Annotated in this window: 21 protein-coding genes and 1 pseudogene; 12 read left to right on the forward strand and 10 right to left on the reverse strand. The window is 68.0% G+C overall.

Features of this window, described 5'->3' with window-relative positions:
• Nucleotides 1-106 precede the first annotated feature (106 nt).
• From ACQ754_RS00005 to ACQ754_RS00020, 4 genes are all read left to right on the forward strand, one after another.
• On the forward strand, nt 107-1,048 hold the full coding sequence (locus ACQ754_RS00005; RefSeq protein ID WP_440994927.1) for a hypothetical protein: 942 nt from the start codon (nt 107-109) through the stop codon (nt 1,046-1,048).
• Between the two features lie 141 nt (nt 1,049-1,189).
• On the forward strand, nt 1,190-2,125 hold the full coding sequence (locus ACQ754_RS00010) for a chitosanase (protein WP_440994928.1): 936 nt from the start codon (nt 1,190-1,192) through the stop codon (nt 2,123-2,125).
• 45 nt (nt 2,126-2,170) lie between these two features.
• Nucleotides 2,171-3,256, forward strand: coding sequence for an alpha/beta hydrolase (locus ACQ754_RS00015; RefSeq protein WP_440994929.1), 1,086 nt, complete (start codon nt 2,171-2,173; stop codon nt 3,254-3,256).
• A gap of 90 nt (nt 3,257-3,346) precedes the next feature.
• Nucleotides 3,347-3,721: an ACT domain-containing protein gene (locus ACQ754_RS00020; protein WP_440994930.1), complete on the forward strand. Its 375-nt coding sequence runs from the start codon at nt 3,347-3,349 to the stop codon at nt 3,719-3,721.
• 211 nt (nt 3,722-3,932) lie between these two features.
• On the opposite strand, the pseudogene ACQ754_RS00025 reads toward ACQ754_RS00020, so the two are convergent.
• The 5 genes and pseudogenes from ACQ754_RS00025 to ACQ754_RS00045 all read right to left on the reverse strand — a co-directional run.
• A pseudogene (locus tag ACQ754_RS00025) lies at nt 3,933-4,049 on the reverse strand (SDR family NAD(P)-dependent oxidoreductase); the annotation flags it as partial.
• Between the two features lie 182 nt (nt 4,050-4,231).
• A complete protein-coding gene (locus ACQ754_RS00030; protein ID WP_440994931.1) occupies nt 4,232-6,478 on the reverse strand; it encodes a putative bifunctional diguanylate cyclase/phosphodiesterase in 2,247 nt (748 codons plus the stop codon).
• A 70-nt stretch (nt 6,479-6,548) separates the two neighbouring features.
• Nucleotides 6,549-6,974: a phosphate ABC transporter substrate-binding protein gene (locus ACQ754_RS00035; protein ID WP_440994932.1), complete on the reverse strand. Its 426-nt coding sequence runs from the start codon at nt 6,972-6,974 to the stop codon at nt 6,549-6,551.
• 11 nt (nt 6,975-6,985) lie between these two features.
• Nucleotides 6,986-8,191, reverse strand: coding sequence for a porin (locus ACQ754_RS00040; protein WP_440994933.1), 1,206 nt, complete (start codon nt 8,189-8,191; stop codon nt 6,986-6,988).
• A 142-nt stretch (nt 8,192-8,333) separates the two neighbouring features.
• A complete protein-coding gene (locus ACQ754_RS00045) occupies nt 8,334-8,918 on the reverse strand; it encodes a thioredoxin family protein (protein WP_440994934.1) in 585 nt (194 codons plus the stop codon).
• 152 nt (nt 8,919-9,070) lie between these two features.
• Between ACQ754_RS00045 and ACQ754_RS00050 the strand changes: the two genes are divergently transcribed.
• Nucleotides 9,071-11,329, forward strand: a complete 2,259-nt coding sequence (locus tag ACQ754_RS00050) for a mechanosensitive ion channel family protein (RefSeq protein ID WP_440994935.1) — start codon at nt 9,071-9,073, stop codon at nt 11,327-11,329.
• A 21-nt stretch (nt 11,330-11,350) separates the two neighbouring features.
• On the opposite strand, the gene ACQ754_RS00055 is transcribed toward ACQ754_RS00050, so the two are convergent.
• From ACQ754_RS00055 to ACQ754_RS00070, 4 genes are all read right to left on the reverse strand, one after another.
• The gene (locus ACQ754_RS00055) at nt 11,351-12,229 is read right to left on the reverse strand and encodes a class I SAM-dependent methyltransferase (RefSeq protein WP_440994936.1); all 879 of its coding nucleotides are present in this window, start codon (nt 12,227-12,229) and stop codon (nt 11,351-11,353) included.
• 106 nt (nt 12,230-12,335) lie between these two features.
• Complete coding sequence (locus ACQ754_RS00060; protein WP_440994937.1) at nt 12,336-13,565, reverse strand: methyltransferase domain-containing protein; 1,230 nt, start codon at nt 13,563-13,565, stop codon at nt 12,336-12,338.
• Nucleotides 13,566-13,578: 13 nt separating this feature from the next.
• Nucleotides 13,579-13,815, reverse strand: coding sequence for an anti-sigma factor family protein (locus tag ACQ754_RS00065; protein ID WP_440994938.1), 237 nt, complete (start codon nt 13,813-13,815; stop codon nt 13,579-13,581).
• Entirely contained in the window at nt 13,812-14,453 is a 642-nt protein-coding gene (locus tag ACQ754_RS00070) for an RNA polymerase sigma factor (RefSeq protein WP_440994939.1), read from the reverse strand. The genes ACQ754_RS00065 and ACQ754_RS00070 overlap by 4 nt, the downstream gene beginning before the upstream one ends.
• 214 nt (nt 14,454-14,667) lie before the next feature.
• On the opposite strand from ACQ754_RS00070, the gene ACQ754_RS00075 reads away from it, so the two are divergent.
• A complete protein-coding gene (locus ACQ754_RS00075; protein ID WP_440994940.1) occupies nt 14,668-15,150 on the forward strand; it encodes a DUF4437 domain-containing protein in 483 nt (160 codons plus the stop codon).
• A 72-nt stretch (nt 15,151-15,222) separates the two neighbouring features.
• Here ACQ754_RS00075 and ACQ754_RS00080 read toward each other — a convergent pair whose 3' ends face one another.
• A complete protein-coding gene (locus ACQ754_RS00080; RefSeq protein ID WP_440994941.1) occupies nt 15,223-16,311 on the reverse strand; it encodes a class I SAM-dependent methyltransferase in 1,089 nt (362 codons plus the stop codon).
• Nucleotides 16,312-16,410: 99 nt separating this feature from the next.
• On the opposite strand from ACQ754_RS00080, the gene ACQ754_RS00085 reads away from it, so the two are divergent.
• The 6 genes from ACQ754_RS00085 (at nt 16,411) to ACQ754_RS00110 (ending at nt 25,665) form a co-directional block, all read left to right on the forward strand.
• The gene (locus ACQ754_RS00085) at nt 16,411-17,469 is read left to right on the forward strand and encodes a GlxA family transcriptional regulator (RefSeq protein ID WP_440994942.1); all 1,059 of its coding nucleotides are present in this window, start codon (nt 16,411-16,413) and stop codon (nt 17,467-17,469) included.
• A 96-nt stretch (nt 17,470-17,565) separates the two neighbouring features.
• Nucleotides 17,566-18,615: a sodium:calcium antiporter gene (locus ACQ754_RS00090; RefSeq protein WP_440994943.1), complete on the forward strand. Its 1,050-nt coding sequence runs from the start codon at nt 17,566-17,568 to the stop codon at nt 18,613-18,615.
• Nucleotides 18,616-18,664: 49 nt separating this feature from the next.
• A complete protein-coding gene (locus ACQ754_RS00095) occupies nt 18,665-20,506 on the forward strand; it encodes an ABCB family ABC transporter ATP-binding protein/permease (protein WP_440994944.1) in 1,842 nt (613 codons plus the stop codon).
• A 181-nt stretch (nt 20,507-20,687) separates the two neighbouring features.
• Nucleotides 20,688-23,336, forward strand: a complete 2,649-nt coding sequence (locus tag ACQ754_RS00100; RefSeq protein ID WP_440994945.1) for a M12 family metallopeptidase — start codon at nt 20,688-20,690, stop codon at nt 23,334-23,336.
• A gap of 118 nt (nt 23,337-23,454) precedes the next feature.
• Nucleotides 23,455-25,077 carry an indolepyruvate/phenylpyruvate decarboxylase gene (ipdC, locus tag ACQ754_RS00105; protein WP_440994946.1) on the forward strand — a complete coding sequence of 541 codons (1,623 nt, stop codon included), beginning with the start codon at nt 23,455-23,457 and terminating at the stop codon, nt 25,075-25,077.
• The gene (locus ACQ754_RS00110) at nt 25,078-25,665 is read left to right on the forward strand and encodes a class I SAM-dependent methyltransferase (RefSeq protein ID WP_440994947.1); all 588 of its coding nucleotides are present in this window, start codon (nt 25,078-25,080) and stop codon (nt 25,663-25,665) included. It begins immediately after the preceding gene.

A 25,665-nucleotide genomic window follows, 5' to 3' on the forward strand; every position in this document is an offset into this window, starting at 1 on the left:
CCTCGCGTAGTTGTGCCAAAAATGCCAACCGCCCACCGACGGATCAATAACTTATCGCTGTGGCTGTGGAACTTGAGAGCTGGGCTTCTGGGGGACGGTGCTCCTGGTGCCCCTTGTGGCCGTGTTCCTTGCTGGCCAGCGGCGGGCCTATCTGCGTCTGGACAGCCATGGCATCGAGTGCCATATGCCCCGCTGGTTGGGGCTCGGGCTCGTAGGGCACACAGCCGGGCACTGGCGGGTCGGTTGGGACGACGTTCAGGGCGTGCGCTTGGAGGAGCCGAAGCGGAAGCGGCCCCACGTCCAGACGCTGGGCGCCTATCGTCTGGTGCTCACCACGCCGGCCGGCGAGTATCGGCTGAGCCCCTTTCAATGGTTCGATCCCCAACGCGATCATCGGTTGGGTTTCGGTGAGACGATTCGCCCGCGCAAGCTGGACTGGGACGTGGTCGTACGCCGGGCACCTCTGTTCGACGTCTTCGACCCGGATGGCGCGGATACAGCGGCGCTGCCGTCCGGCGCAGTGGCCCCCACCGCCTTTGATCTTACCAGTCACAAGGGGATGCTGGCACAGCTGATCCTGTTCGCCGGTGCCGGTCTCTATGCCCTCGTCGATGGCCTTTTCCTGGGCCAGTGGCAGCCACTGGAGTCGGTCCCCGTTATTCCCTTCGTGCTGACAGCGGTGCTGGCCGTCGCCTTGGTCCACCGGCTGGGGGAGGGGGCGCCGGCCACCGAGCGCGTTGCCGTGGGCGCGCTTACCGTCGCCGCCCTGGTGGCCGCCATCTACCCCGGGATGCTGCGCTTCAACGCCGCCACCGCGGAGCCATGGGTGATCGGTTACGAGGTGGTGGCACCCGGCCGTTTCCAGGATCCTTCCGGACGGTTCCCGGCGATCGATCTGAGCGGCAAGGACCTCGATGAATACTGGGCGGAGTACCCGGAGGGTAGCGTTCACGAATTCCGTCTGTTTCGTGGGAGCGCGGGTTTTGTCCAGTTGGACCTGAGGCCGCTCTACGAGAAAACGCGGGCATTTTATCGCCAGCGCGAGTGACGCGCATACGCTCGCCAGGCATCGCGCGATGTCGTCATTCCTGGTCCATACTCGGTAGTAGCGGGAGCGCACCGTCGTAAGGGAACGCGACCCACGTCGGTGAAGCGGCGCGGGGGCGCTCAGGGAGAGGGGAGACAGCCCGTGATTACACCGCTGCAGAAGGCCGCCGCGCAGGCGGTCGTCAATGTCTTCGAGACCGGTCGCGCCCGGGGCGACTACGGTCGAGTGACCGTGCTCCCCGGCGACACCGGCCATCTCACCTATGGCCGCGCCCAGACTACCCTCGCGAGCGGCAATCTCTATCTCCTGATCCGCAACTACTGTGAGGCTGCGGGGGCCGCCCATGCCCCGTCCCTGCGCCCGTATCTCGAGCGCCTCGAGGCCTGTGATCGCGCCCTTGACGGGGACATCGAGCTCCACCGCGTGCTGGAGGCCGCCGGCACGGACCCTGTGATGCGGGAGACCCAGGACGCCTTCTTCGACCGCGTCTACTGGATGCCCGCGGTGCGCGCGGCGGAGTCCATGAGCGTCGAGTCGGCCCTCGGCCACGCCGTCGTCTACGACAGCCGCATCCATGGCTCCTGGGGCCATATCCGGCGGCGTACGGAGGCGCAACACGGTAGCCCGGAGACCGTCGGCGAACGGAACTGGCTCCAAGCCTATCTGCAGGTCAGGCGCGACTGGTTGGCCGACCACAACAACCGGCTGCTCCGGCGCACCGTCTACCGCATGGACAGCCTCCAGTCGCTTTGCGAGGACGGCCGCTGGGACCTCGCGTTGCCGTTCACAGTGCGCGGGGTGCGTCTCGATGAGATGGTGCTGACGGCCTCGGATCCGGTGCGCGTTTCGGCGGAGGAGGTCGAGGTGCGGCTCGTCGCGCTGCGCCGGCCGTTCCTCCGCGGCGAGGATGTGCGCGGGGTGCAGGAGGCGCTGGCCGCCACCGGCTTCGGGATTGCCGCGGACGGTATCTTCGGCCCCGCCACGGAGCAGGCGGTGATCGCCTTTCAGGCCCGGGAGGGCCTCACCGTCGACGGTGTAGTGGGGCCGGCCACCCGCGCGGCCCTGGGTACGGCTTGATCACCACCGCGGCCGGCGGGCCGCATGCGCAAGGGAGGCGCTGCCATGTACGTCGTCACCAATCGCAGGATTCAGGAATCGGCCCGGGGGGTCGCGCAGTTCGGCGACGCCCCCAACGAGGGGGGCAACAACAACCTACGCCTGGCCCACGTTTCCCGCGCCGGCGATGCCTGGCGGGTGGAGTTCATCCCGGACGAGCCCCTCGCCAGCGACGAAGTGGAGGCCTTGGTCGAGGAATTCGGCCTGCCTATCGACCCCGCCGAGCCGCAATATCCGAGCCTGCGGGTCGCTTGTGAGCTGGCCCGGCGGGTGCGCAAGGACGAGCGTCATGTGCTGTTCTTCGTCCATGGCTACAACAACGACATGGGGGACGTCCTCAAGACCGCCCAGGCCCTGGAGGAGCGCTATGACGTGGAAGTGGTGTCCTTTTCCTGGCCGGCCAACGGTGGCGGGGTGCGAGGCAAGCTGAGCTACAAGTCGGACAAGCGCGACGCCCGGGCCTCCACCGGTGCCCTCGAGCGGGTGTTGAAGGCCATGCACCAGTACCTCGAGTGGATCACCCGGGCGCGTCGCGCCCGACTGCTCGACCATGCCGAGCGCGAGCACCGAAGGAACCAGGAGGCCCGGGACGAGCTCTATGCCCGCCTGCTGCGGGAGGATTGCCCCTTCACCGTCAATGCCCTGTACCACAGCATGGGCAACTACCTGCTCAAGCAGATGCTGAAGAGCACCATCAACGAGGGCAATGACCTGCTCTTCGACAACGTGGTGCTCTGCCAGGCGGATACCAATCACCTCGACCACGCGCTGTGGGTCGACCTGATCCGCTTCCGCAGGCGGCTGTTCATCACCCTCAATGAGAACGACTACGCCCTGTCGCTGTCCCGCACGAAGCTCGGCTCCGAGCAGCTCGCCCGGCTCGGCCACTATGTGCAGGATCTCACCAGCCGTCACGCGCACTACGTCAATCTCACCGGGGCATCATGGGTGCGCAACTCGCACTCGCCATTCGGTGAGCCGGCGGAGAAGAACGACAAGGTCGGGGAGTTCTTCCGCGCCGCCTTCCAAGGCGAGAGCGCGGAGGGTAGCCTCAAGTACCATCCGGAAGGCAACTGGTACGCCGTGCGTTGAACGGTGGGGGCCCAGAAGGATCCTATGGTCGAGGTGCGTGAAGGCCGCCGTCGCCAATAACCGGCGCTCTCCGATGGGAGTGAGGAGCTAATGGGACGGCCGTTGCCGCGACTACAGCCGGGCGAGTACGTGTTCTGTACCGTGAAAGGCGCGCTCGCGGAATATGCGGCCTTGGATCCGATCGCGTGCTTCAGGGAAGCCGAGGGCCTGACATTGGTGCTGCCCGTGGCGATAGCCGTCCGCGAAGGGTTCGATTTCGACGGAACGTTCCGGCGCATCACGCTCACGGTGTACTCCAGCCTCCATGCCGTGGGGCTGACGGCTGCCGTATCGGAACGCCTGGCGTCGGTCGGAATCCCGGCAAACATCATCGCCGCATACCACCACGACCATGTGTTCGTGCCGAGTGAGCAGGCAGAGGAGGCCTTGCAGGCACTGCGCTCCCTGAGCGTGGCGGCGCGCTAGCTCGCCGCCGCGCACGTCGGTACGGCAACACCGTAACGGAAGCACAGCGCGTAGCAGGCACCGATGCTCCGATGTCGCCCTTGCCGCGGGCGGGGGCTCTCCGGTTGTTTCCGTTCGCCCGCCGTTGCGGCCAGGAGCACTCGGTCGAGCAGCCGACTCGGCAGCGCCCGATGCAGCGCCTTAAACAGATGGCTCCGCACCGTCACGTGATAGCGCGCCGGGCGCTGGCGATGACCTGCCATCCCCTCTGCCGCAAGGCGTGGGCGCAGTGCTCGCCGATGCCGCTGGAGCATCCGGTAATCAGGATGGCGCGCGGATTCTCCGCCATGGTTCACCGCCCGTTGTCCGAGGACGTTGGCCGGCATGGTAGCGCCCCGGCAGGGGGGTGTGGTGCCGGCCCGTCATTGTCCCGTTGCAAGGGGATCGTGTGTGTCCTGATGCCATAGCGCGTCCCTGGCGCGAAACGCCTGCAGCGAATGGGAACGGACGCGAGCGTCGAAAGGGGGCGTGTTAGCCGGTCCGCTTGCGGATGAGCCGCGCGAACTCCTCGGCCGGCAGTGGCTCGTTGACGTAGAATCCCTGGAACTCGTCGCAAGAGCGCTCACGCAGGTACTCAGCCTGTTCTCTGGTTTCCACGCCCTCAGCCACCACGGTGAGGCTGAGGGTCTTGCCCACGGCGAGGACCGCATCCGTCAGCCCCTTGTCGTTGCTGCTGCGGATGATGTCATGGATGAACGAGCGGTCGATCTTGATGGTGTCGAGCGGGAAGTCCTTCAGCGTGGATAGCGAGGAGTAACCGGTTCCGAAATCGTCGATGGCGATGCGCACGCCCATTTCCTTGAGGGCATTGAGCACACGGAGCGTTTGTGTCATATCCCGCATGATCATGCTTTCGGTGATCTCCAGCTCCAGCAACTCGGGGTCCATGCCGGTCTCTTCCAGGGCGATACGGATATCATGGAAGAGGTTCTCATCGAGGAACTGGCGGGCGGAGAGATTGACCGCCATGCGCAACGGCGGGAACCCCTCCGCTTGCCAGGCGACGTTCTGCTGGCACGCTGTCCGGAACACCCAGCGTCCGATGGGCACGATGAGACCCGTTTCCTCGGCCAGCGGGATGAACTGCATCGGGAGGATCAGCCCGAGCTCCGGGTGCTCCCAGCGTAACAGCGCTTCCATGCCGGTAATGTGCCCGTCGTCAGAGCTCTCCTTGGCCTGGTAGAAGAGCCGGAACTCGCCGCGCTCGAGCGCGTTGCGCAGGCTGGATTCCAGGGCCAGCCGTTCCAGGGAGTTCTGGTTCAGTTCCTCGGAGTAGAACTGGAAGTTGTTCTTGCCCTGTTCCTTGGCGTGATACATGGCGACGTCCGCGTTTTTCATCAGTGTCTGCTCGTCCTCGCCATCATCGGGGTAGAGGGTGACCCCGATGCTGACCGTGACGCGGAATTCCTGGCCGACAAGGGTGAAAGGCCGACCCACTGCCGCGAGAATCTTCTCAGCGACTGGCACCACCTGATTGCCCGAATCGACTTGTGGCAAGAGCACGACAAACTCGTCACCCCCCAGGCGCGCGACGGTATCGCTTTCGCGAACGGATGCTTCCAGGCGCGTGCCCATTTCCTGCAGGAGCTCGTCACCGGCGTCGTGGCCGAGGGAGTCGTTGATGTTCTTGAAGCGGTCGAGATCGAGGAACAATAGCGCCAATTTGCCCCCGTAGCGCCGGGTGTAGCGCATCCTGTCGGTAAGCAGCCGGGTGAATAAGGCGCGGTTGGGCAGACCCGTGAGGTTGTCGTGATAGGCGAGGTACTCCACCCGCTGCGCATGCGCCACCCGCTCCTCCGCCGCACGGGCCCGCGCTTGATGGAGCTTCCAGCTCAGCCGCCCCAGCAGGATCACCGTCGCCAGGGCCAGCACGCTGGCAATACCGGCTCGCCACAGGTAACTACGGGCGAGCTGATCCGCGGCGGCCAGTTGCTCCGCCCGGGAAAGACCCACCACGATCGCGACGGGGAAGTCGAAGAGCTTCCGGGCAACGGTGTACCGGTGGACCTCGTCCCAGGGGTTGATCTGGAGGGCGACCGGTGCACCGGAATCGTTCGAGACCAGGGATTGGTAGTCCGTTCCCTCGCCGGCAGAGATCCGCTCGCCGGTTCGTCGTGCCCGGAATATGCCATCGGTGCCCAGCATGGCAAGCACGCCGTCCTCGCCCAACGCCTGCGGCTCGTAACCGCTTACGAAGTACGAGGCGGGTACGGACAGGGTGGTCGCGCCCGAGAAAGACCCGTCGTCGCGTTCCAGGGCTCGCGCGAAGTGCAGCAGCTGTTCGCCGTTCGCCGGATCCGCCCTGGGTCTGCCGATGACGATGCCGTCCTTTTCCCGGGTGTCCTGGAAGTAATCCCGATCCGCCACGTTGCGTATAGGCGGATCGTCGGTGGAGGCCATGATTCGGCCCTGGTCATCGATGATACGGACGGTGAACAGTAGCGCTGGCGGGAGGAGCTCGCGGGCGCGGAGATCGTCCAGGACGTCCGCTGGGTCCTTGTCTTCAAGCTCGTAGCGCACGAGCTTCAGGGTGTGGTCGATCTCGCGCAGTGCCCGTACTACCTGGGCCTCATAGGTATCCGCCACATCCGCGGTGACCGCCTTCGCGGCCTGAATGGCCGCATTCCGCTCCCGGGCCGCGAAGTTCAACGCGGTGCCCCAGATCACGGCAAGGACAAAGACCGCGATCCCGGTGAAGAGGATCGGGGGCTCCGTCAATCGCTGCAGCCACCCGCGTTCGGCACCGTGATCGGTGGCTGAGGGGGCGGCGCTCGCATGTTCCCCGTTGCTACTCAATGCTCACCACCCGTAATCCATCGCCGACGAGGCTCCGGTCCACGTAGCCGATGGCATCGGGATTGGCGCTGACGAACTCGGCGACGGCCTCGCCGTCCCGGAACGACCGCGGGGGCTGCCCGCGGCCGGTGAAGATCAGCTTCGACCAATGGGCCTTGATCTGGGAGGCAGAACGGCCGAGGTAGTCCGCATAGAACTCCCGGTAGGCGGATGTCCGCTCCGCCTGATCGACGGGGGTGACGGGGTGGCCGCCGGGAAGCCGCTCCAGCCGTCCCAGGAAGATATCGGTCAGTTCCGCCTCGCTGAGCGTGTCGACCGGACTGCGATCGGCGACCACGACTACGACCTCGGCCGCCGCTCCGGTGGCCATCAGACTCAAGAGCAAGCCCACGGCGTAAATCAGTAATCGTCTCCGCAAGCCCATCCCCTTCAGAACACGAAGTCGATGGTGGCCGTGAATAAGTTCACGCTCCCCCCGCGCTCGAACCCTGGCTGTTCGTTGATCAGCACCCCCGGCGAGCCCTCGTCCAGGTCAAGGTGGTCGTACTGGAGCTTCAGCGCTGCATTGCGGGCGAAGTCCCACCGTGCACCCACGGAGATACTCTTCTGGCTCGCCCCCGAGGAAAGCAATGCGTTCAGGCCCTCGTTGAGCGCTGGCGGGGCGGCTGGCAGGCCGGGATCGGAGGTGGCACTGGTGATCCTTGTACGGCCCACCGTGGCATAGGGGGTGAGCGCGCCGATGCGATACCCGGCCGTTATATACCCACCGCGGCTGTCGCCAATGAAGCTTCGGCTCTCGGTGCGGGAGAGCTCGCCCATTACGAACCAGTCACCCGGGTCATAGCGAGCGCCAAGCGTGAAGATCTCGAATCGCTTGCCGTCGACGTCGTAGCGGTCCGCGATGGCTGCGCCCTTAGGCCCGAATTGGCGGAACGCATCGAAGAAAGGGTTGAGCGCGTCCATGGTCAGGCGGCTGCGATTATAGCTGGCGAACAGGGTCGTCGCCCCGCTTTCCAGGGAGTTCGTCACAGTGATCGAGCCCCGGGCCTCCGTCTCGCCGCCCCCCGCCATCTTGGCCTCGGTCTGCCCGTAGGTGCCTCTCAGGGTGTTGGTAACCCCCCCGACGCGGACCCGATGGCTGACTTGGACCCCGTCGACGCTGGTTACCGGTACACCACGGTAGACCTCCTGCGGTGGACGTACCCACGGATTCGCATAGCCCACCTTGCGATGCTCCGAGGCCATGAAGGTCGGTAGCACCATGCGCCCGGCGCGTACGCTGAGCTCCGGGGTAAGCTCGTAGGTGGCGTTGGCCCATTCCACCCTGGGCCGGTAGCTGTCGTCGTAGCGCTGCTCGGTGATCACCTGCACCACGCCGCTGAATCGCGGCGTGAACTCGGCGGTAAGCTGCAGCCCGAGCCGACTGTCGACCTCAGGGCTCCATGCCCGGGTATGGCCCGCGCCGTCGGGGGCGAACAAGTGGGAGACGAAATCCGCCCGATCCTCGTCAGAATGCACCACCCCCAGCGTCCCGAAGCCGTTGAAGGTCAGCTCCGGTGTGCCGGGGGGCTGTGCCGACGATGCCGTCGCATGGAGTAGGCAGGCGGCCGCCGCCGCTATAATGTGTTTCCCCATGGTGCGTGATTCTTAGTGTTGCCGCATGCCGAGAACGCGCGACGCAAGCTTGGTTGTTGAGCCCCATGTGAGCACATTCCCGGATTGATCGTACAGCCTCCGCTGCACCGTCAGATGTGACACGCCGCAAAGAATGCTCCCGTTACAGTGACTTGTAGCCCGGTTCGTTCCCCGGCTTCCACTTGATGTTGCAGCCCATGCTCGGCCTCTGTTCGGCAGGCGGGGTCTGGCCGGCGAGCAGGGCGTCGGCGGCGGCGCGCAGGTCCTTCCCGGTGACCGGCTCGTCGTTACCGGGCCGGGAAGCGTCGAACTGGCCTCGGTAGAACAGCCGTCGCTCGCCGTCGAAGAGAAAGAAATCCGGTGTGCAGGCGGCCCGGTAGGCCTTCGCTACGGACTGGTCGGCGTCGTAGAGGTAAGGGAACGGATAGCCGAGCTCGCTGGCGTCCTCGGCCATCCGTTCCGGGGCGTCATCGGGATGGCTCGCCGCGTCATTGCTGTTGATGGCGACGGTGGCGATGCCGCGGTGCTCATAGTCCTGGGCCCAGGCGACCAGGCCACGGCGGATGTGCTTGACGAAGGGGCAGTGATTGCACATGAACACCACCAGCAGCCCCCGGGCGTCGGCGAAATCCGCCAGGCGGACGGTGTTGCCGGTGAGCGGCTCCGGCAGGGCGAATTTCGGTGCCGGGGTGCCGAGCTCGAGCATGGTCGAAGGGGTCAGCGACATGCCGCACCTCCTTGGGGGTCGGGTTTGGCGGTGCCTCGATTGTAACGCGGCAGTCGGGGCCGCGGCCCATCATCGGGAGCTGTCACGGCTCACCCGGTGGCCTGGCCTGGGGTATGGTGTCCCGGTTGCGAGCGAGACATGCGGGGTCATTCGTGAGGTCTTTGGTTTTTCCCCTAGCGCTGCTCCTGCTGGGGGGTATGGTTTCCGGCCAGGCGTATGGGCAGTTGCTGCCGTTCGCCGGTCCGGCGGATCCGTCATCCGCATCGGAGACGGCGTCCCGGGACCCCGAGCAGCTGCGCCAGTCCCTGGACGAGGTGATCGCCACCCTGGAGAGCGACGAGCGCCGCGGGGAGTTGCTGAGCAGGCTGAAGGACCTGCGCGGTTCCTTGGAGGCGGCGGGCGCAGAGGGCGGCGGTGCGGATCGGCAAGGTCTGATCGGGGCGCTGGCGGAGCTCGGGGAGCAGGCCGAGGCCGGGCAGTCGCCGGTGGATGTCTGGGGCACCTACACCCGGGCGGCCCTGGAGGATGCCCGCTCCCTGTTCTCCGCCGCGGGGGGAATGGATACCGCACGCCATCTCATCGAGGCGAGTGTGCTGCTGGCGGCCTGGCTCGCCATCCTGGGCCTGTTCAGCTGGGGCGGGCGGCTGTGGTTTTGCCGCCAGGGCTGGCCGTTGGTGCTGCCGCCGGAGCCCGGTCCAGGGATGCTGACCCTGCACTTGCTGCGCAAGCTGGTGCCGTGGGCGGTGTCCTTTGGTCTGTTGTACGCCGGCCTTGCCGCGATCGATACCGATGTCCCCGCCCGTGCCGCGGTCCTCGTGGTCGCCTACGCTGCCCTCTGGGGGCGGGCCCTGGCCACGGTGTTCGATTCGGTGATCGCCTTGTTCACCGTAGGGCACCGGCGGACGGCAGTGGCGATCCTGCATCGCCGGGCCCCGCCGCGGCTCTTCCTGATCGGTGCCCTGGTGGCCTTCAGCGATGTAACGCGGGGGGATCGCCTCACCGAGCTCCTGGGTACCGCGCTGGCGGGTTGGCTGTCGGTACTGGCGAGCGTCCTGGCGGGGCTGCTCAGCGCGTTCCTGGTGATCCGCCTGCGCCGGCCGGTCACGCACCTGATCCGGAACCGGCCGTTTCGTCAGCGCTATCACGGCGGCACGGCCCGGGAGCTGGTGGGAGTGTTTGCCCGGCTCTGGCACGTGCCGGCGCTGCTGCTGATCGGCGCGGCGCTGGTGGCGATATTCGTCACGGCCGGTGAGGCCGAGGCCGCGTTCGTCCGCGCGGTGGTCTGTGCCGTGCTGCTCGTCGTTACCCTCTTCGCCGCCGGGGCCCTGCGCCGCCAGGGCGAGCGCATCGTCCCAGGGCAGTACCGGGCGCGCTACCTCCCGCGCCTGCTTCGCTTCGCCTACACCGTGGCGCAGTTCCTGCTTTGGGTGGTCTTCGCGGAGCTCTCCTTCCGGGTATGGGGGGTTTCGCTCCTGGGTATCGGTGAGGAGGGGGCCGTGAGCGCGCGTATCGGCCAGGCCGTGCTCGGCGTGGGGGTGACGCTGTTGCTGGCCTGGCTGGTGTGGATCTTCGCCGATACCGCCATCGAGCGTGCGCTCTATGGCGGCACCAGCCCGCGCCGTGGCCGGGTCAACAGCCTGCGGGTCCAGACCATCGCGCCGATGGTGCGCAATGTCGCGTTCTTCACCATCGTGGTGATCGCCGTCATCGTCGGCTTGGCCAACCTGGGCGTCAACGTCACGCCATTGCTCGCGGGCGCCGGTGTCATCGGGCTGGCGGTGGGCTTCGGTGCCCAGACATTGGTGCAGGATCTGATCACGGGCTTGTTCATCCTCGTCGAGGACTCGCTGTCGGTGGGTGATTTCGTGGAGATCGGCGGCCACATGGGCACCGTCGAGGGGCTCAACCTCCGCACGGTCAAGCTGCGCGATCTCGACGGGGTCCTGCACATCATCACCTTTAGCCGGATCGACTCCATTCACAACATGTCACGCAACTTCGGCATCGCGCTGCTGAAGGTCCGGGTTCCCCACGACCTGCCCATCGACGATGCGGTGACGCTGATGAAAGAGACTGCCGAGGAACTCCGCAAGGACCCTTCCATGCGGATGCGGATCCGCTCGCCGCTGGAGATGCAGGGAATCGACAGCTTCCAGGAGGGCTGCCCCGTGTTGCGCATGCGCCTGTGGACCGCGCCGGAGTACCAATGGGAGGTCTCGCGTGCCTTCAATCTGCTGTTGAAGCGGCGCATGGAGGACAAGGCCGTGGCGCTCGGGGCACCCCGGCTCACCGTAAGCATGGAAGGGGATAGCGGGCCGCGTTATGGCCACGGGACAGCTACCGACGGTGGCGGGGACGATGCCGGTACCACGGTGGAGGGGCGGGGCCCGTCTCCGGACCCCACCGGCTAGCATGGCTGGGCGTGATCGGTGCTAGGCCTGCGGCCGCCGCGCGGTGATGCACCAGGAGCTCGAGGGCATGACTACGCCGGAGTCCTCGTGGTAGGGGGCTAGGGCCTCGCGCATGGCGCCCTCGATGGCGGTGCGTTGGCGTTCCGCCTCTTCGCCGGCCTCCCGGAAGACCTCTCCGGCGGGGCCGATGGCCAGCTGGAAGCGCACGGCGTCCTCCAGTGAGGAGCCGACGGTGACGGGGCCGTCGATTCGCTCGAAGTGGATTCCCTCGTAGCCGGCGATCTCCAGCTGCTTCGTGACCGTCTCCGCGTCGGCCATGGAGAACGGCCCCGGGCCGCAGGTGCGGGCGTCGTCGCCGGGAGGCTCCAGGAACTCCAGTACCACCTGCTTGGGCAGGCCCAGCCAAGGGTTGTCGTCGATGGTGCGCCAGACGATGAACATCAGTTGTGCGCCGGGCTTCAGGCCATTGCGGATGTTGCGCATGGCCGCCACCGGGTTCTCGAAGAACATCATCCCGAAGCGGGAGAAGCACAGGTCGAAGTTGGCCCGAAACGGATAGCGTTCCACGTCCGCGGCCTCGAAGTGTACGTTGGATACGCCGGTGGCGGCGGCGTCCTGCCGGCCCTTCTCCAGGAACTGGTCGACGCAGTCCAGGCCGAGGACAAATCCCTCCGGTCCGGTCTTGCGGGCCAGTTGGATGGCGGTGTCGCCCCAGCCACAGCCGACGTCGACGATTCGAGCGCCTGGCTCCACCTCCAGGCCTTCCAGCGGGATGCGGCTGTGGTAGCTGAGGCCGTTCTGCAGGATCTCGCGAAAGCGTTCGAATTTATCCGCGAGGGTGTCGTTCCAGAACTCCACGTAGGGGGTCTGGCCGGTGATTGCTTCGCTCGGCTCACTCATGGCGTCTCCTCCGTGTCCCCTTGTCTTATGGTGCCCGCCCGGCGGCTGCCGCCGGGGGTAGCCACAGGGACGCATGGCGCCCGGAATCGGTTCCCGGCAACGACGCTCAGGAGGTGGTAGGCCCCAATCCGAGCACGCGGGCCTCCGCCCAGCGCCGCAGGCGAATGTCCCACCACACCGCAGCAGCGAGCGCGGCGAAACCGCTGAGCTCGACGACGAACACGTAGTGCACGAATAGCGCGAAGCAGACGATGGCAGCGCCGGCGGTGGCGAGCGCCGTGGGACCATAGTGATGGTGCAGCCGTATGCCCGGCGCCACGGCCGTTGCAGTGAGCACGGCAAACAGCGCGATGGCCCCAGCCCAGATATTCTGGTTCAGCGCCAGGCGTACGCCTGCCATCGCCAGCAATCCGGTGCCGATCAGGGTCCCGTAGCAGGTCAGCAGGGCAAGCCCCAGGCCGGCGACGCCCAGGAACCCCCGTCGCCATATCGAGGCCGCAATGCGCCGGGGGTCGCTGCGTCTCAGCCACTGCAGCAAGGGACCCGGCGCATGGGCACCACGCCGCATGCCCACCTCCACCGACCGGGCGCCGAAGCTCGCGGCCACCTCCCGAGTCTGGGCACTCGGGCTGTGGGCGAAGTAGTCCAGGGTGCGCACCGTTCGAAGGTCCTGGAAGCCGGCGTCCCGGAACATATCGAGGAAGTCCTCCTCCACCGTGGCGCCGACCACGCACTCGACCCAGAGGCGGGGGTCGGTGTGGCAGTCCACGCTGACGGGGCGGTCGATGACCACGTCGGCGATCTGCAGTCGGCCGTCGGGGCGCAGCACCCGGAACATCTCCGCCACCGCGCGGCGCTTATCCGGGACCAGGTTGAGCACGCCGTTGCTGGTGATGCTGTCGATGCTCCCGTCGGCCAGCGGCAGGCGCTCCGCGGAGGCCTGGAGCGTGCTGACGTTGGCAATACCGGCGTCAGCGAGGGTTTCGTGAAGCTTACGGGCCATGGCGGGGGTGAGGTCGAGGGCTACCACGTGGCCGTCGGGGCCGACGATCTCGCCGGCGATGACCGCGTCATTGCCGGCCCCGGCGCCGATGTCGAGGGTAATATCGCCGGGCCGGACGGCGCCCGCGTTGAACGGGCAGCCGACGCCGGCGAAGGAATCGAGTTGCGTGCGGGGCAGCGCATCGAGTCGTTCCCGGGGGTAGCCGAGCGTCTCGGCGGCGGTACGCCCCACGGGGAAGTGGAAGTCCGCCGAAGGCGCCGATGCGACCGCGGTGTACATCGCCTTCACCGCGGTGAAGATCTGTTCCCGGGAATACCCCAGTATGGCGACCATGGCGCTGTCCCCTTCAGAACCGCTCCAGGATGTCCTGAACACGGCGGTGCAGCCGCTCGGGGGCTTCCTCGGCGGTTGCCTCGCGGACGCGTTCCCGCAGCCGCCGCTCGAACTCCGCCCGGCTGAAGCACTCCCGGCACGTGTCCATGTGGTGGTCGAGCTCGGCGCGGGTAGCGGCGTCGAGTTCGCGGTCCAGATAGGCGAACAGCTGCCGGATCACCTCCTCGCAGGTGACGCGATCCCCGCTCATGACTGCTCCTCCGGATGATCCGGCCGCCCGTCGCTGTCATACTCCCAAAGCGCCTTCTGCAGCAGCGCCCGAGCGCGGCTCAACCGGGAGCGTACTGTGCCGATGGGCACCTCCAGCAGGTCCGCCACTTCCCGGTACGTATAGCCCTCCACCTCTACGAGGACAACCGGGATGCGGAATGCATCGGGCAGTGTGTCCAGGGCATGCTGCAGGTCCTCACGCAGCAGCCGGTTGAAGAACTCATCCTCCGCCGTGCCCCACCACAGCAGGAAGGGCTGGTGGAGCCTCGCATACAGGGAGAAGCCCTGCTCGTCGGGGGAAGCCTCGGAGTCGGTGTCGTCGAGCCCCGTCTCCAGGTCCTGGCGGCTGCGCCGCCGGCGCCAGCTGTCGATGAAACTGGTATGGAGGATCCGGAACAGCCAGCCCTCGAAATGGCGCCACTCGCGTAGCTCCCCGAGCCGTGACCAGGCGCGGCCCACGGCCTCGGCGACCACGTCCTCGGCGTCGTCCGGGTCCCGGCTCAGGCGCAATGCGGTGCCGTAGAGGCGGTTCATCAAACGCGTAACCTCCTGCTCGAAGACCCGCCGGCGCGTTGCGGCGCCCGCGGGGCCGGCGTCTTCGGATTCCGGTGGCTTCATCGTCCCCCACCTCCCTCGCATGGGCACGGCCCGTGCGCAGGCCTGTCCACGCAATTACAGGGACGCATTGTCCCCCGGAATGATTCCCGCGCCCACTGCCCGGCGGTCGTGGCGGACCGTCGGGAACCGATTGCGTGGTCCCCGCGTCCCTGGGGGCACCCCGGAAGCATCGGTGTCCGGGGGCGCGGAGACAACACTAGGGGAGGAGGAGACCATGAATACGAGCACACGCGTGGCGGTGATCCCGGCCCTGGCACTGGGCCTTGCAACGGGGGCCTGGGCGGCCGGGACCCCGTACCAGGGCGATGGCCACATCCTTCTGGATCCGGCGGAGCTGGAGTGGGGGGAGATCGGCTCCATGGCCGGGGATGCCCGGATCGCCGTGGTCGAGGGCAACCTGGGCGAGGAGGAGCCTTTCACCTTCCGGTTGCGACTGCCACCGGACTATGAGATCCGGCCGCACATCCACCCCGCCTACGAGCGGGTCACTGTGCTGTCGGGGACGCTCCACTTCGCCCACGGCGAGGAGTTTGACCGGGATACGGCGACGGAGCTGCCTGCCGGTGCCGTCGCCATCATGGCCCCGGGGGAGCCCATGTACGGCTTCACCGGCACCGAGGAGACGGTGATCCAGCTCCACGGCACCGGGCCCTGGGGTATCGAGTACCTCGACCCCGCGGACGATCCCAGGAACTGACCGTGGGGGCGGCCCTGGCCGCCCCCCCCTTTCACTCACAGCCACGGTTCGGCGCTTTCCGGATGGCCTCCCTCACGGCCGGCAGACGAAGTAGTCGTTCTGGATATCATGCTCGAGCTCGTGGACGCGGACCTCGGAGAAACCGGCGGCGTTCAGGTACTCCAACGCCTTCTGCCGGCCCCACATGGTGCCGAGGCCCTCGCCGCCCTGGGACAAAGACACGGTCATGCAATGCAGCAAGGATACGGCGTAGAGGAATGCCCCCAGGGGGTGTCCGACGTTTTCGTAATGATCGCTGCCGGCACGTATGTCCTGCGCGAGATAGACCCCCTCGTCGGCCAGTGACCGGCGTATGCCTTCGAGCACGGCCAGCGGCCGGGCCTGGTCGTGGATGGCGTCGAAGGTGGTCACGAACTCGAAGCTGCCGGGCTCGGCGGTGCAGTCGAAATCGCTGAGGTCGCGCACCTCGAAGGCCACGTTGGCGAGGCCCTTTTCCTCGGCTTGCCGTCGTGCCCAGGATACCGCCTCTGCGGACAGGTCGTAGCCGGTGAACCGGCTTGCCGGGAATCGCTCCGCCATCGCCAGTAGGGCGCGGCCGCGCCCGCAACCGGCGTCAAGCACGCGTATGCCGGATTCCAGCCGTTCGGTCAGCCCCGGCACCAGGGGCAGGATATGGTCGAAAAGCGCCGAGAGCACGGTCTGGGCGCTGTCCTCGGCCATCACCTCGTGGAAGCGCGGGTAGCGCTCGTACGGCACGCCACCGCCGCTACGGAAGCACGCAAGGACGTCATCCTCCACCAGCCCGAGTACGGGCAGGAACTGCGCGTATACTGCCAGGTTCGCCCCTTCGGCGTCGGTGAGCCGGGCCGCATGCTCCGGCGGCAGCCGGTAGGTACCGGTGCCCGGGTCCAGTGTGACGACGCCCGCCGCGGTCATGGCGCCCAGCCATTCCCGGACATAGCGTTCCTCGAGCCCGGTGTGTTCGGCCAACCCCTGGCTGGTCAGCGGCGGCGCGCCGGCCAGGGTGCCGAACAGGCCCAGCCGGTGGCCGATGGAGATCATCAGCAGCATCCCGGCCTCGTTGAGGGCGCCCACCAGGCGCTCCTCGAAGGCGGCCGCCGCCCCGGTGTCAGGCCCCTGCGGGGAAACTTTGGTGTCCATGGTCTACCTCTCGTGCTGATCAGTGGTGATGAAGAAACGCTACGCCGTGACCGGTTCCCCTGCTAAAGTCGGAAATGTCACTGCATGGTGCTTTCTGCCATGTCGAAGCCTGCCGGCAAGCTTACGGTCGCCTTTCTCACGTTGCCGGAGTCGACGGGCTCGACCCTGTACGGGATGTACGATCTTTTCGCCTCGGTGGAGCGGGACTGGGGCTTGATCACCGAGGGCGAGGCCCGCGCGTCGCCCTTCCGGCCGGTGACGGTGACCGCCCACCCCGGTGGCTTCCGCATGGCCAACGGCATCCACGTGCTGCCGGATACAACCATCACGGAAGCGGGAATCCCCGACATTGTCTGCGTTCCGGAGCTGCTGGTCCCGCCCGGGGCGGACATCTCGGGACGCTATGCCCAGGAGGTCGACTGGCTGCGCACCTGCTACGAGGCCGGCAGCTACCTCGGCGCGGCCTGTTCCGGCGCCTTGCTGCTGGCCGAGACGGGGCTGCTGGACGGCTGCGAGGCCACTACCCACTGGGCGTACTGCGACATGCTTGCCGAGCGTTACCCGCACGTGCGCGTCGAGCGTCACCGGGCGCTGGTGACCGCCGGGGAGGGTCAGCGGATCGTGATGGTGGGCGGCGGCTCTTCCTGGCAGGATTTGGCGTTGTTCCTCATCGCCCGCTGCGTCGGCCTGGAGCGGGCGCTGCAGGTGGCCAAGATCTATTTGATCGATTGGCATCGGGCGGGCCAACAGCCGTACACGGTGCTCACCTGCAGGGCCCAGACCGAGGACGCGGCCATCGCCCGCTGCCAGCGCTGGCTTGCGGAGAACTATGATCATTATCACCCGGTCCAGGAGATGACCCGCCTCAGCGGCCTGACCGTGCGTTCCTTCAAGCGGCGGTTCCGCCAGGCCACGGGTATGCCCCCCATCGACTATGTCCACACCCTGCGGGTGGAGGAGGCGAAGCAGTGGCTGGAGTCCACCGGTAAGCCGGTGGAGGCGGTGGCCGAGGCGGTGGGCTATGAGGATGCCAGCTTCTTCAGCCGGCTGTTCCGCCGCAAGGTGGGACTGACCCCGGCGCAATACCGCCGCCGCTTCGGCGCCCTGGGTCGGGTCCTGGCGGGGGAGGGGATCCCAGTGGTGGAACCCTCCGACTGAAGTGCCTGACACCCCGTGCTTGCCTCCGGCGAGACGGGGCGCCGACAATCCCGGCGGTGCCGCGCCGGTCCGGGGCGCGGGGGCAAAGGAGCATGGGTGTCAGCATTGGATCCCGCCGCCTGGGGCCTACACCAGGCCGTCATTGTGTTCGTCGTCTGCGTCCTCGCCATCGCGCTGGCTGGGACCCGGATCACACGGATCGTGGACCAGCTGGCCGATCGTACCGGCATCGGGGAGGCCGCCGCCGGCGCCGTGCTGCTGGGCGCCTCAACCTCCCTCGGCGGTGTGGTGCTCTCGGTCACCGCCGCCTGGAAGGGTCATCCAGAGCTGGCGGTGAGCAACGCGGTGGGCGGGATCGCGGTGCAGACGTTCTTTCTGGCGGTGGCCGACCTCACTTACCGCCGGGCGAACCTGGAGCACGCGGCGGCGTCGGTGCCCAACCTGATGCAGGCCGCGCTCCTGCTCTCGCTGCTGTCGTTGATCCTGCTCACACCCTCGCTCCCCGATGTCACGCTCCTCGGCATCCATCCGGTGACGCCGGTGCTTGTGGTGTTCTACGGCTACGGGATCCGGCTCGTGAGGGGCGCGCAGGAGGCGCCGATGTGGCGGCCGTTCATGACCCGCGAGACCCGGGAGGACCGTCCCGACGACACCCGCCGCATGCCCCCCCTGGGTCGGTTGTGGGCGGAGTTCGCCGGGCTGATGGTGGTAATGGGCGTCGCGGGGCTGCTGCTGGAGCCGGCGGCCGTGGCGCTTGCGGCGCGCACCGGCCTGAGCCATACGGTGGTGGGTGTGCTCCTCACCGCGGTCGGCACCTCCATTCCCGAGCTGGTAACCTCGGTGGCCGCGGTGCGCCGCGGCGCCCTGACCCTCGCCGTGGGCGGGATCATCGGCGGCAACGCCTTTGATACGCTGTTCGTGGCGGCATCCGATGTCGGTTACCGCCCCGGCTCTGTCTATCACGCCATGTCCGCCGACTCGCGGTTCTGGATCACCCTGACCCTGCTGATGTCCTGCATCCTGATCATGGGGTTGATACGCCGGGAACGCTACGGCATCGCCCGGATCGGTATGGAGAGCGCCGCCATCCTGGTGCTCTACGGGATGGGCGTGGTGATACTGGTCGAAGGGGGTGTGGGATTATGAGGCCTATGCGACGGCGAATTTCGGCGAGCGACCCCGCGGCACCCATCCCATGAGGTCCAGCGGAGGCGATCTGCGCACCGAGCGGCCCACGGGTCGCACCGACGCGGGCAACCTGCTGCGCATGCTCGGCTATCTCCGGCCGTGGCGGGGCCGGGTCGCGGTGGCCCTGGCGGCGCTGATGGGCGCGAAGATGGCGGTGGTCGCCGTGCCGCTGTTGCTCAAGCAGGTGGTGGACGCCCTGGAGGGCGGCGGCTCCGCCGTGCTGGCGACGGCCCTGGGGCTGCTCGCAGCCTACGGCGCCCTGCGCCTGGCCAATACCGGTTTCACCGAGCTCCGTGACGCGATCTTTGCCCGTGTCCGTTACGCCGCCATGCACCGGCTCTCCACCACGGTGCTGCGCCACCTCCACGGGCTCTCCCTGGGCTACCACCTGGAGCGGCGTACCGGCGCGGTCTCCCGGGATCTGGCCCGGGGCACGCGCAGTGTCAGCAACATCCTCAACTACCTGGTCTTCAACCTGGTGCCCACCACTGCGGAGGTGGCGCTGGTGGTGGGCATACTGTTCGCGAGCTTCAGCTGGACGTTCGCCGCCACCACGCTGCTGGCGGTCGCGGTGTACATCACCTTCACCCTGTCGCTGACGGAATGGCGCATGGAGCACCGCCACCGTATGAACGCCCTGGAGTCCCGGGCCAACGACCGCGCCGTCGACAGCCTGCTCAACTACGAGACGGTGAAGTACTTCAACAACGAGGCCCACGAGCTCCGCGCCTATGACCGCACCCTGGGCGAGTGGACGGACGCGGCGGTGCGCACCCAGGTCTCCATGGGGCTGCTGAACTTCGGCCAGGGGGCGATCATCGCGGTGGCGGTGACCGCGATCATGGTGCAGGCGGCCCTCGGCGTGGCCGCCGGCGCGATGACCCTCGGCGACCTGGTGATGGTCAATGGCCTGCTGCTGCAGTTGTTCATGCCGTTGAACGTCCTCGGCAGCATCTACCGGGCCATGAAGTATTCGCTGGCGGACATGGACCTGGTCTTCCGCCTGCTCGACACCCCGCCCGGCGTCACCGACCGTCCCGGTGCGCGGCCCCTGGTGGTGCGCGAGGGGCGTGTGCGCTTCGAGCACGTCTCCTTTGGTTATCAGCCGCAGCGGCGGGTGATCGAGGACGTAAGCTTCACCATAGAGCCCGGGCGCAAGCTCGCGGTGGTGGGTCCGTCGGGGGCGGGCAAGTCCACCCTGGCGCGGCTGTTGTTCCGCTTCTGGGACCCGGACCAGGGCGCGATCACCATCGACGGCCAGGACCTGCGGGACTGTATCCAAGACAGCGTGCGCGCCGCCATCGGCATCGTCCCCCAGGACACGGTGCTGCTCAACGATACCATCGCCTACAACATCGGCTACGGTGCGCCGGGCGCCGGGCGCGCCGAGATCGAGCGGGCGGCGCGGTTGGCGGACATCGACGACTTCATCCGCCGGCTCCCGGAGGGCTATGAGACCGTGGTGGGCGAGCGCGGGCTCAAGCTCTCGGGGGGCGAGAAGCAGCGCGTCGCCATCGCCCGGGTGATCCTCAAGCGCCCGCCGATCCTGGTCTTCGACGAGGCCACCTCCAGCCTGGATTCCCGCTCCGAGGGGGCGATCCTGCGGGCCCTGGACGAGGTGGCCCGGGACTGCACCACGCTGGCCATCGCCCATCGGCTGTCCACCGTGGCGGACGCCGACGAGATCCTGGTGATGGAGCACGGGCGGATCCGCGAGCGCGGCGACCACGCCACGCTGCTCGCCCGCGGTGGCCTCTATGCCCACCTCTGGCAGCTGCAGCAGGCGGAGGAGGAGGGCGACGGGGGCTCGTTTCTGGCGTCGGATCCGCCGGGCCGGGAACAGGGGTGAACGCAGGTTAGCTCGGTGGTGGGGTGAGCCCCAACTCCACGGTTCCCACATCCGCGTCCCTTCCCGGGCGCTTGGAGATTCCGGATGTCTCGCAACCCGGCGCATGGCGCCTTTGTCGGTCATTACCCCCAATGTGCCAGCGACTATACTTACCGATGCATCAGTAGGGAGGGTTGGGGAAATGCGTGCCCGGTTCGGTTGGGATGGGCCCTCGGGGCGACGCCGGGCGCAATGGCCGGCAACCCTGGGTTTGGTGGCGGGGCTCGCCACGGCGACCGCGATCGCCGCGGGGCGTGGACCGGAGGAAACCCCGGATCCGCCGGTGCGTGAGGCCGTCGGCGTGGAACTGCTGGGCGAGCCCGTCTTGATCGGCGGCGAGACCTTCTATCCCGGGCTCTTCCGGCTCGGCGGGGAGCCGGGTCTGTGGTTGTTCCGGGACATGGACGGGTTGGCGGTCACTGATGGTGATATTGCCCTTGGCCCGTTCCCGGTGGTGCTGGGGCGCCAGAAGGCGCTGCGCCACGCGTTACGGAGCCCTGTCTTCGCCCTGGCCACGCTGCCGGGGAGCTTCGCGCGATGGCCCGACGGGGAGGTGCCCTTTACCTTCGAGGGCGACCTGTTCTCCCATGAGATCCCGGAAGGGCGGCGGCAACCGATCCTCAATGCCATGGCGACCTACGAGGCGTTGACCCCCGTGCGCTTCCGGGAAAAGACCGCGGCGGACCAGAGTTGGGTGCGCTTCGCCCGGACCTGGGATCTAGCGGTCTGTCCCACCTCCAGTGCCGGGGCCGTCGGGCGGGTGAACGGTGCCACCAATATCTACATCCAGCTCACCGACTGCGCCGCTGATATGGCGCGCAGTGACGATGACATCGAGCGATCGGCGCTGCACGAGATCGGTCACGCCCTGGGTTTCAAGCACGAGCACACCCGCTCCGATCGGGACGACTTCATCGAGATCGACTTCGACTGTATCAATCAGAATCCCATCAGCGCGGGGATCGCGCTGCTCGGGAACTATAACATCAGCTCCGACGATTTCGATGCCATCGGTCCCTACGACTTCGACTCGGTCATGCACTACCCGAGCAATGCCCGGCTGGATGACGACGGCAATATCACATGCCTGACCATCAGCAAACGACCGGAGCACCGTGCGGAGGGTGACGCCCTGGGCCGGATCGGTCCGAACACCGGACTCAGCCGCGAGGACATCAATGCCCTCTACCACATGTACCGGCGCAACGATCAGACCAACGGAGCGGGGGACCGCTTCGGTGAAACGATCCTGGCCCACGACTTCGATGGTGACGGCTACCCCGACGTGGCGGTAGGTGCCCCGGCCAAGGGGCAGACGGGCGCGGTGCAGCTCTATAAGGGTACTGCGGACGGCCACGTCTTCTGGAAGCGCCTGGATCCGCCGGAGGCCACGGCGCGACGTTTCGGTACTGCCATGGCGGCGGCGGACTTCGACCTGGACGGCACGGTGGACCTGGCGGTGGGGGCGCCGGGGACCACGATGAACGGCGGGCTTGCCGCCGGAGCGGTCTTTATCTACGCGATCCGCCCTGGCCTGGAGGCGCCCCTGCGGAGAACGCTCACCGCCCCCGACGGGGGCGAGGCCCACGACCGCTTCGGAGAGGCGCTGGCGGTGGGGCGGTTTTTCCGGGTACCCGCCGATCCGCAGCTGATGCAGCGGGAACGTCGCCGTCTCCATCTGGCCATCGGGGCGCTAGGGGCGCGTCCGCCCGGGGTCGTCTGGCGGCCGGGTTATGTGTGGTTCTGGAGTGAACGCATGCCGGATGCGTTCGGCTGGCCCGATGTGGACGCCACGGAATGGGCATGGGCGGGCGGATTCGGTGACACGCTGCTCGCGCTGGAGGCCGGCGACTTCACATGGATGGCGGATCCAGGCAGTGACGCCCGCCGCTCCCCTCTGCTGGTTTCGGCACGGTTCGACGACGGCCTGGACTGTGGGCGTGCCGCCGTGTTCCTCATGGGTGACGCCGCCGGGGGTGGCGCCGGAATGGGCATCGTCCAGCGCATTGCGGATCCGGAGGCGGTGCCGGTTTCGGCGAGCCTCTGTGAGCTGGCGCGGACGGACCCCGTCGCCGAAGGCACGCCGGTGCCCATGGCGGACCGGGGATTCGGGCGTTCCCTGGCGGTGGGGGACTTTGATGGCGACGACCAGGCCGAGATCGCCGTCGGCAACCCGGAAGCCGGGCACACCCCCACCGCTGCCGGAGCGGGGCGTGTGCACGTGTTCGCCCGCGATGATGGCGGGGCCTATAGCCGGGTGCAGACCCTGGGGCAGAGCGGGCTCGGCGTCGATGCCCCCGCTGATGCCTTCGGCCTCGCCCTCGTTGCCGCCGACCTGGACGGCGACGGACGGGCCGACCTGGCGGTAGGCGCACCGGGCGCTGACTTGCCCGGCGCCGCCAACGCCGGGGCGGTATTCCTCTACCGCGGCTGCCGCTCCCGGCTGCCGCGGCTAGGCCGCCCCGAACTCATCGAGGCCCTGCGCCGCCGTGTTGATGTGCCACGGCCGTTTCCGGTGATGCTCTGCGAAGGGGTGCTGCGCCCCTGGCAGGGCGTTAACCAGAGCGGGGCGGGCGACGAACCGGGGGATCGCTTCGGGCACGCCCTGGCGGTTACCGACGTCGACGCTGACGGCCTCCCGGACCTGGCGGTCGGGACGCCGGGAGAGCGGCCGCGCGGCGGTCCGCGCAGCGGTTTCGTCCACTTTGCCGTCTCCACCGGGGGCCCTGGCGGCTCCGGCTTCGGGACGGCTGCAGGCCTGTCCCAGGAGCTCCGTTCCCCGCATTTCTGAGGGCGAGTCCCTACCGTCTCCCCGCCGGCGGGACCATGATCCGGATTCTTGTGCCGGCGCGGTCGCGGCGGCAAGATCGGGGCATCAGTGGTCCCGCCGGGGCGGGGAGGAGAGGCTAATGAGGCTGGCGAACGCATTGCTGGAGGCCTTGCACGACCATGGCGCCCGGGAGATCTTCGGGATTCCCGGCGATTTCGCGCTGCCGTTCTTTCGTGTGATCGAGGAGCAGGATCGGCTCCCGCTGTACACCTTCAGTCACGAACCGGCCGTGGGGTTTGCAGCGGATGCGGCGGCGCGGTTCCGGGCAAGCATCGGCGTGGCCGCGGTCACCTACGGTGCCGGCGCCTTCAACCTCGTCAACGCCGTCGCCGGCGCTTACGCCGAGCGCTCACCGGTGGTAGTGATCTCCGGGGCACCGGGGCGGGGCGAGGGCAGTCGCGGGCTCGGGCTGCATCACCAGGCGCGCACGCTGGATTCCCAGTACCGGGTCTTCCAGGAGATCACCTGCGACCAGGCCCGCCTGGACGATCCACGCAACGCGCCGGCGGAGATCGCGCGGGTGTTGCGCTCGGCCCGGGAGCAGTCCCTGCCGGTGTACCTGGAGCTGCCGCGGGACATGGTCGCCGTCGATGTGGAGCCGGTGGAGGCGCTGCCACGGCGCTCGGCGAGCCGGGAGGCGCTCGCGGAGTGTGCCGACGAGATCCTCGAACGCCTGGCTGCGGCCGCGGATCCCGTGCTATTGGTGGGGGTGGAGATCCGCCGCTATGGCATCGAGGATCGGGTCGCGGAGCTGGCGCGGCGGCTGGGGCTGCCTGTGGTGACGACTTTCATGGGGCGGGGGCTGCTGGCCGAGAACGACCCGCCGCCGCTGGGGACCTACCTCGGGGTCGCGGGCGACGCGGTGCTGACCGGGTTGGTGGAGGGCTCCGACGGCTTGCTACTGCTCGGTGCCATCCTCTCGGACACCAACTTCGCCGTCTCCGAGCGCCAGATCGACATGCGCCGCGCGATCCAGGCCCTGGGCCGTGAGGTGCGCATCGGCTATCACGCCTATCCGGAGATCCCCCTGGACGAACTGGTGGACGCGCTGTTGGAGCGGGCCGGCAAGATGACGAGCGACCCGGGCGCGGCGACCGTGACCCCGTCGGAGTACCCCCGGGACCTCCCCGCCGATGACGAGCCGATCCGGCCGAGCGATATCGCCGCCGCCGTCAACGACCTCATGGCCACTCAAGGGGCCCTGCCCATGGCCGCGGACATGGGCGACTGCCTGTTCACGGCCATGGAGATCGAGCACACCCAGCTCACCGCGCCGGGCTACTACGCCGGGATGGGCTATGGGGTACCGGCAGGGCTTGGCGTGCAGGCGGCCACCGGCAACCGGACCCTGATCCTGGTCGGTGATGGCGCCTTCCAGATGACTGGCTGGGAGCTTGGCAACTGCCGGCGCTACGGCTGGGACCCCATCGTGTTGCTGTTCAACAATTGCAGCTGGGAGATGCTGCGGGCCTTCCAGCCGGAGAGCCGCTTCAACGACCTGGACGACTGGGACTTCACCGCCATGGTCGGCCCGCTGGGTGGCGATGGCCGGCGGGTGCGCACCCGTGCCGAGCTCAAGGCGGCGCTGGAGGAGGCGGTGGCCCGCCGCGGACGCTTCCAGCTCATCGAGATCATGTTGCCCCGCGGGTGCATGTCCACAACGCTGGAACGCTTCGTCGCCGGCGTCTCCCGGGGTCACTGAATGGGGGATGGCGCCACGCCGCCGGACTGGGAGGCACGATACCGCGGTTCGGAACGGGCCGAGCCGGAGCCGGCGGCGGTGTTGCAGGGCAACGCACACCTGCTCCCGACCCGGGGCGTGGCACTGGATCTGGCGTGCGGGCTGGGCGGGAATGCGGTGTTCCTGGCCGGCCGCGGCCTCCAGACCCTGGCCTGGGACAGTGCACAGAGCGCCATCGAAATCCTCGCCCGGCTGTCCCGCGAGCGGGCCTTGCCGGTCACCGCCGAGGTTCGCGACGTGGTCGAGCGACCACCGGCGCCGGGCCGCTTCGACGTGATCGTGGTCAGCCGGTTCCTCGAGCGCGACCTGGCGCCGGCGCTGATCACGGCGCTCCGGCCCGGTGGGTTACTGTTCTACGAAACCTTCACCCGTACGCGCGTCAGTGATCGAGGCCCGCGCCGGGAGGCGTTCAGCCTCGCCGACAACGAGTTGCTGCGCCTGTTCGCGCCGCTGCAGGTCGTCTTCTACCGCGAGGAGGGACGGCTCGGCGACACCACCCGCGGCCTGCGTGATGTCGCCCAACTGGTGGCCCGCCGGCCGCCGGGTTGA

It is taken from the genome of Arhodomonas sp. SL1 (genome assembly GCF_052060015.1).
Lineage (GTDB): Bacteria > Pseudomonadota > Gammaproteobacteria > Nitrococcales > Nitrococcaceae > Arhodomonas.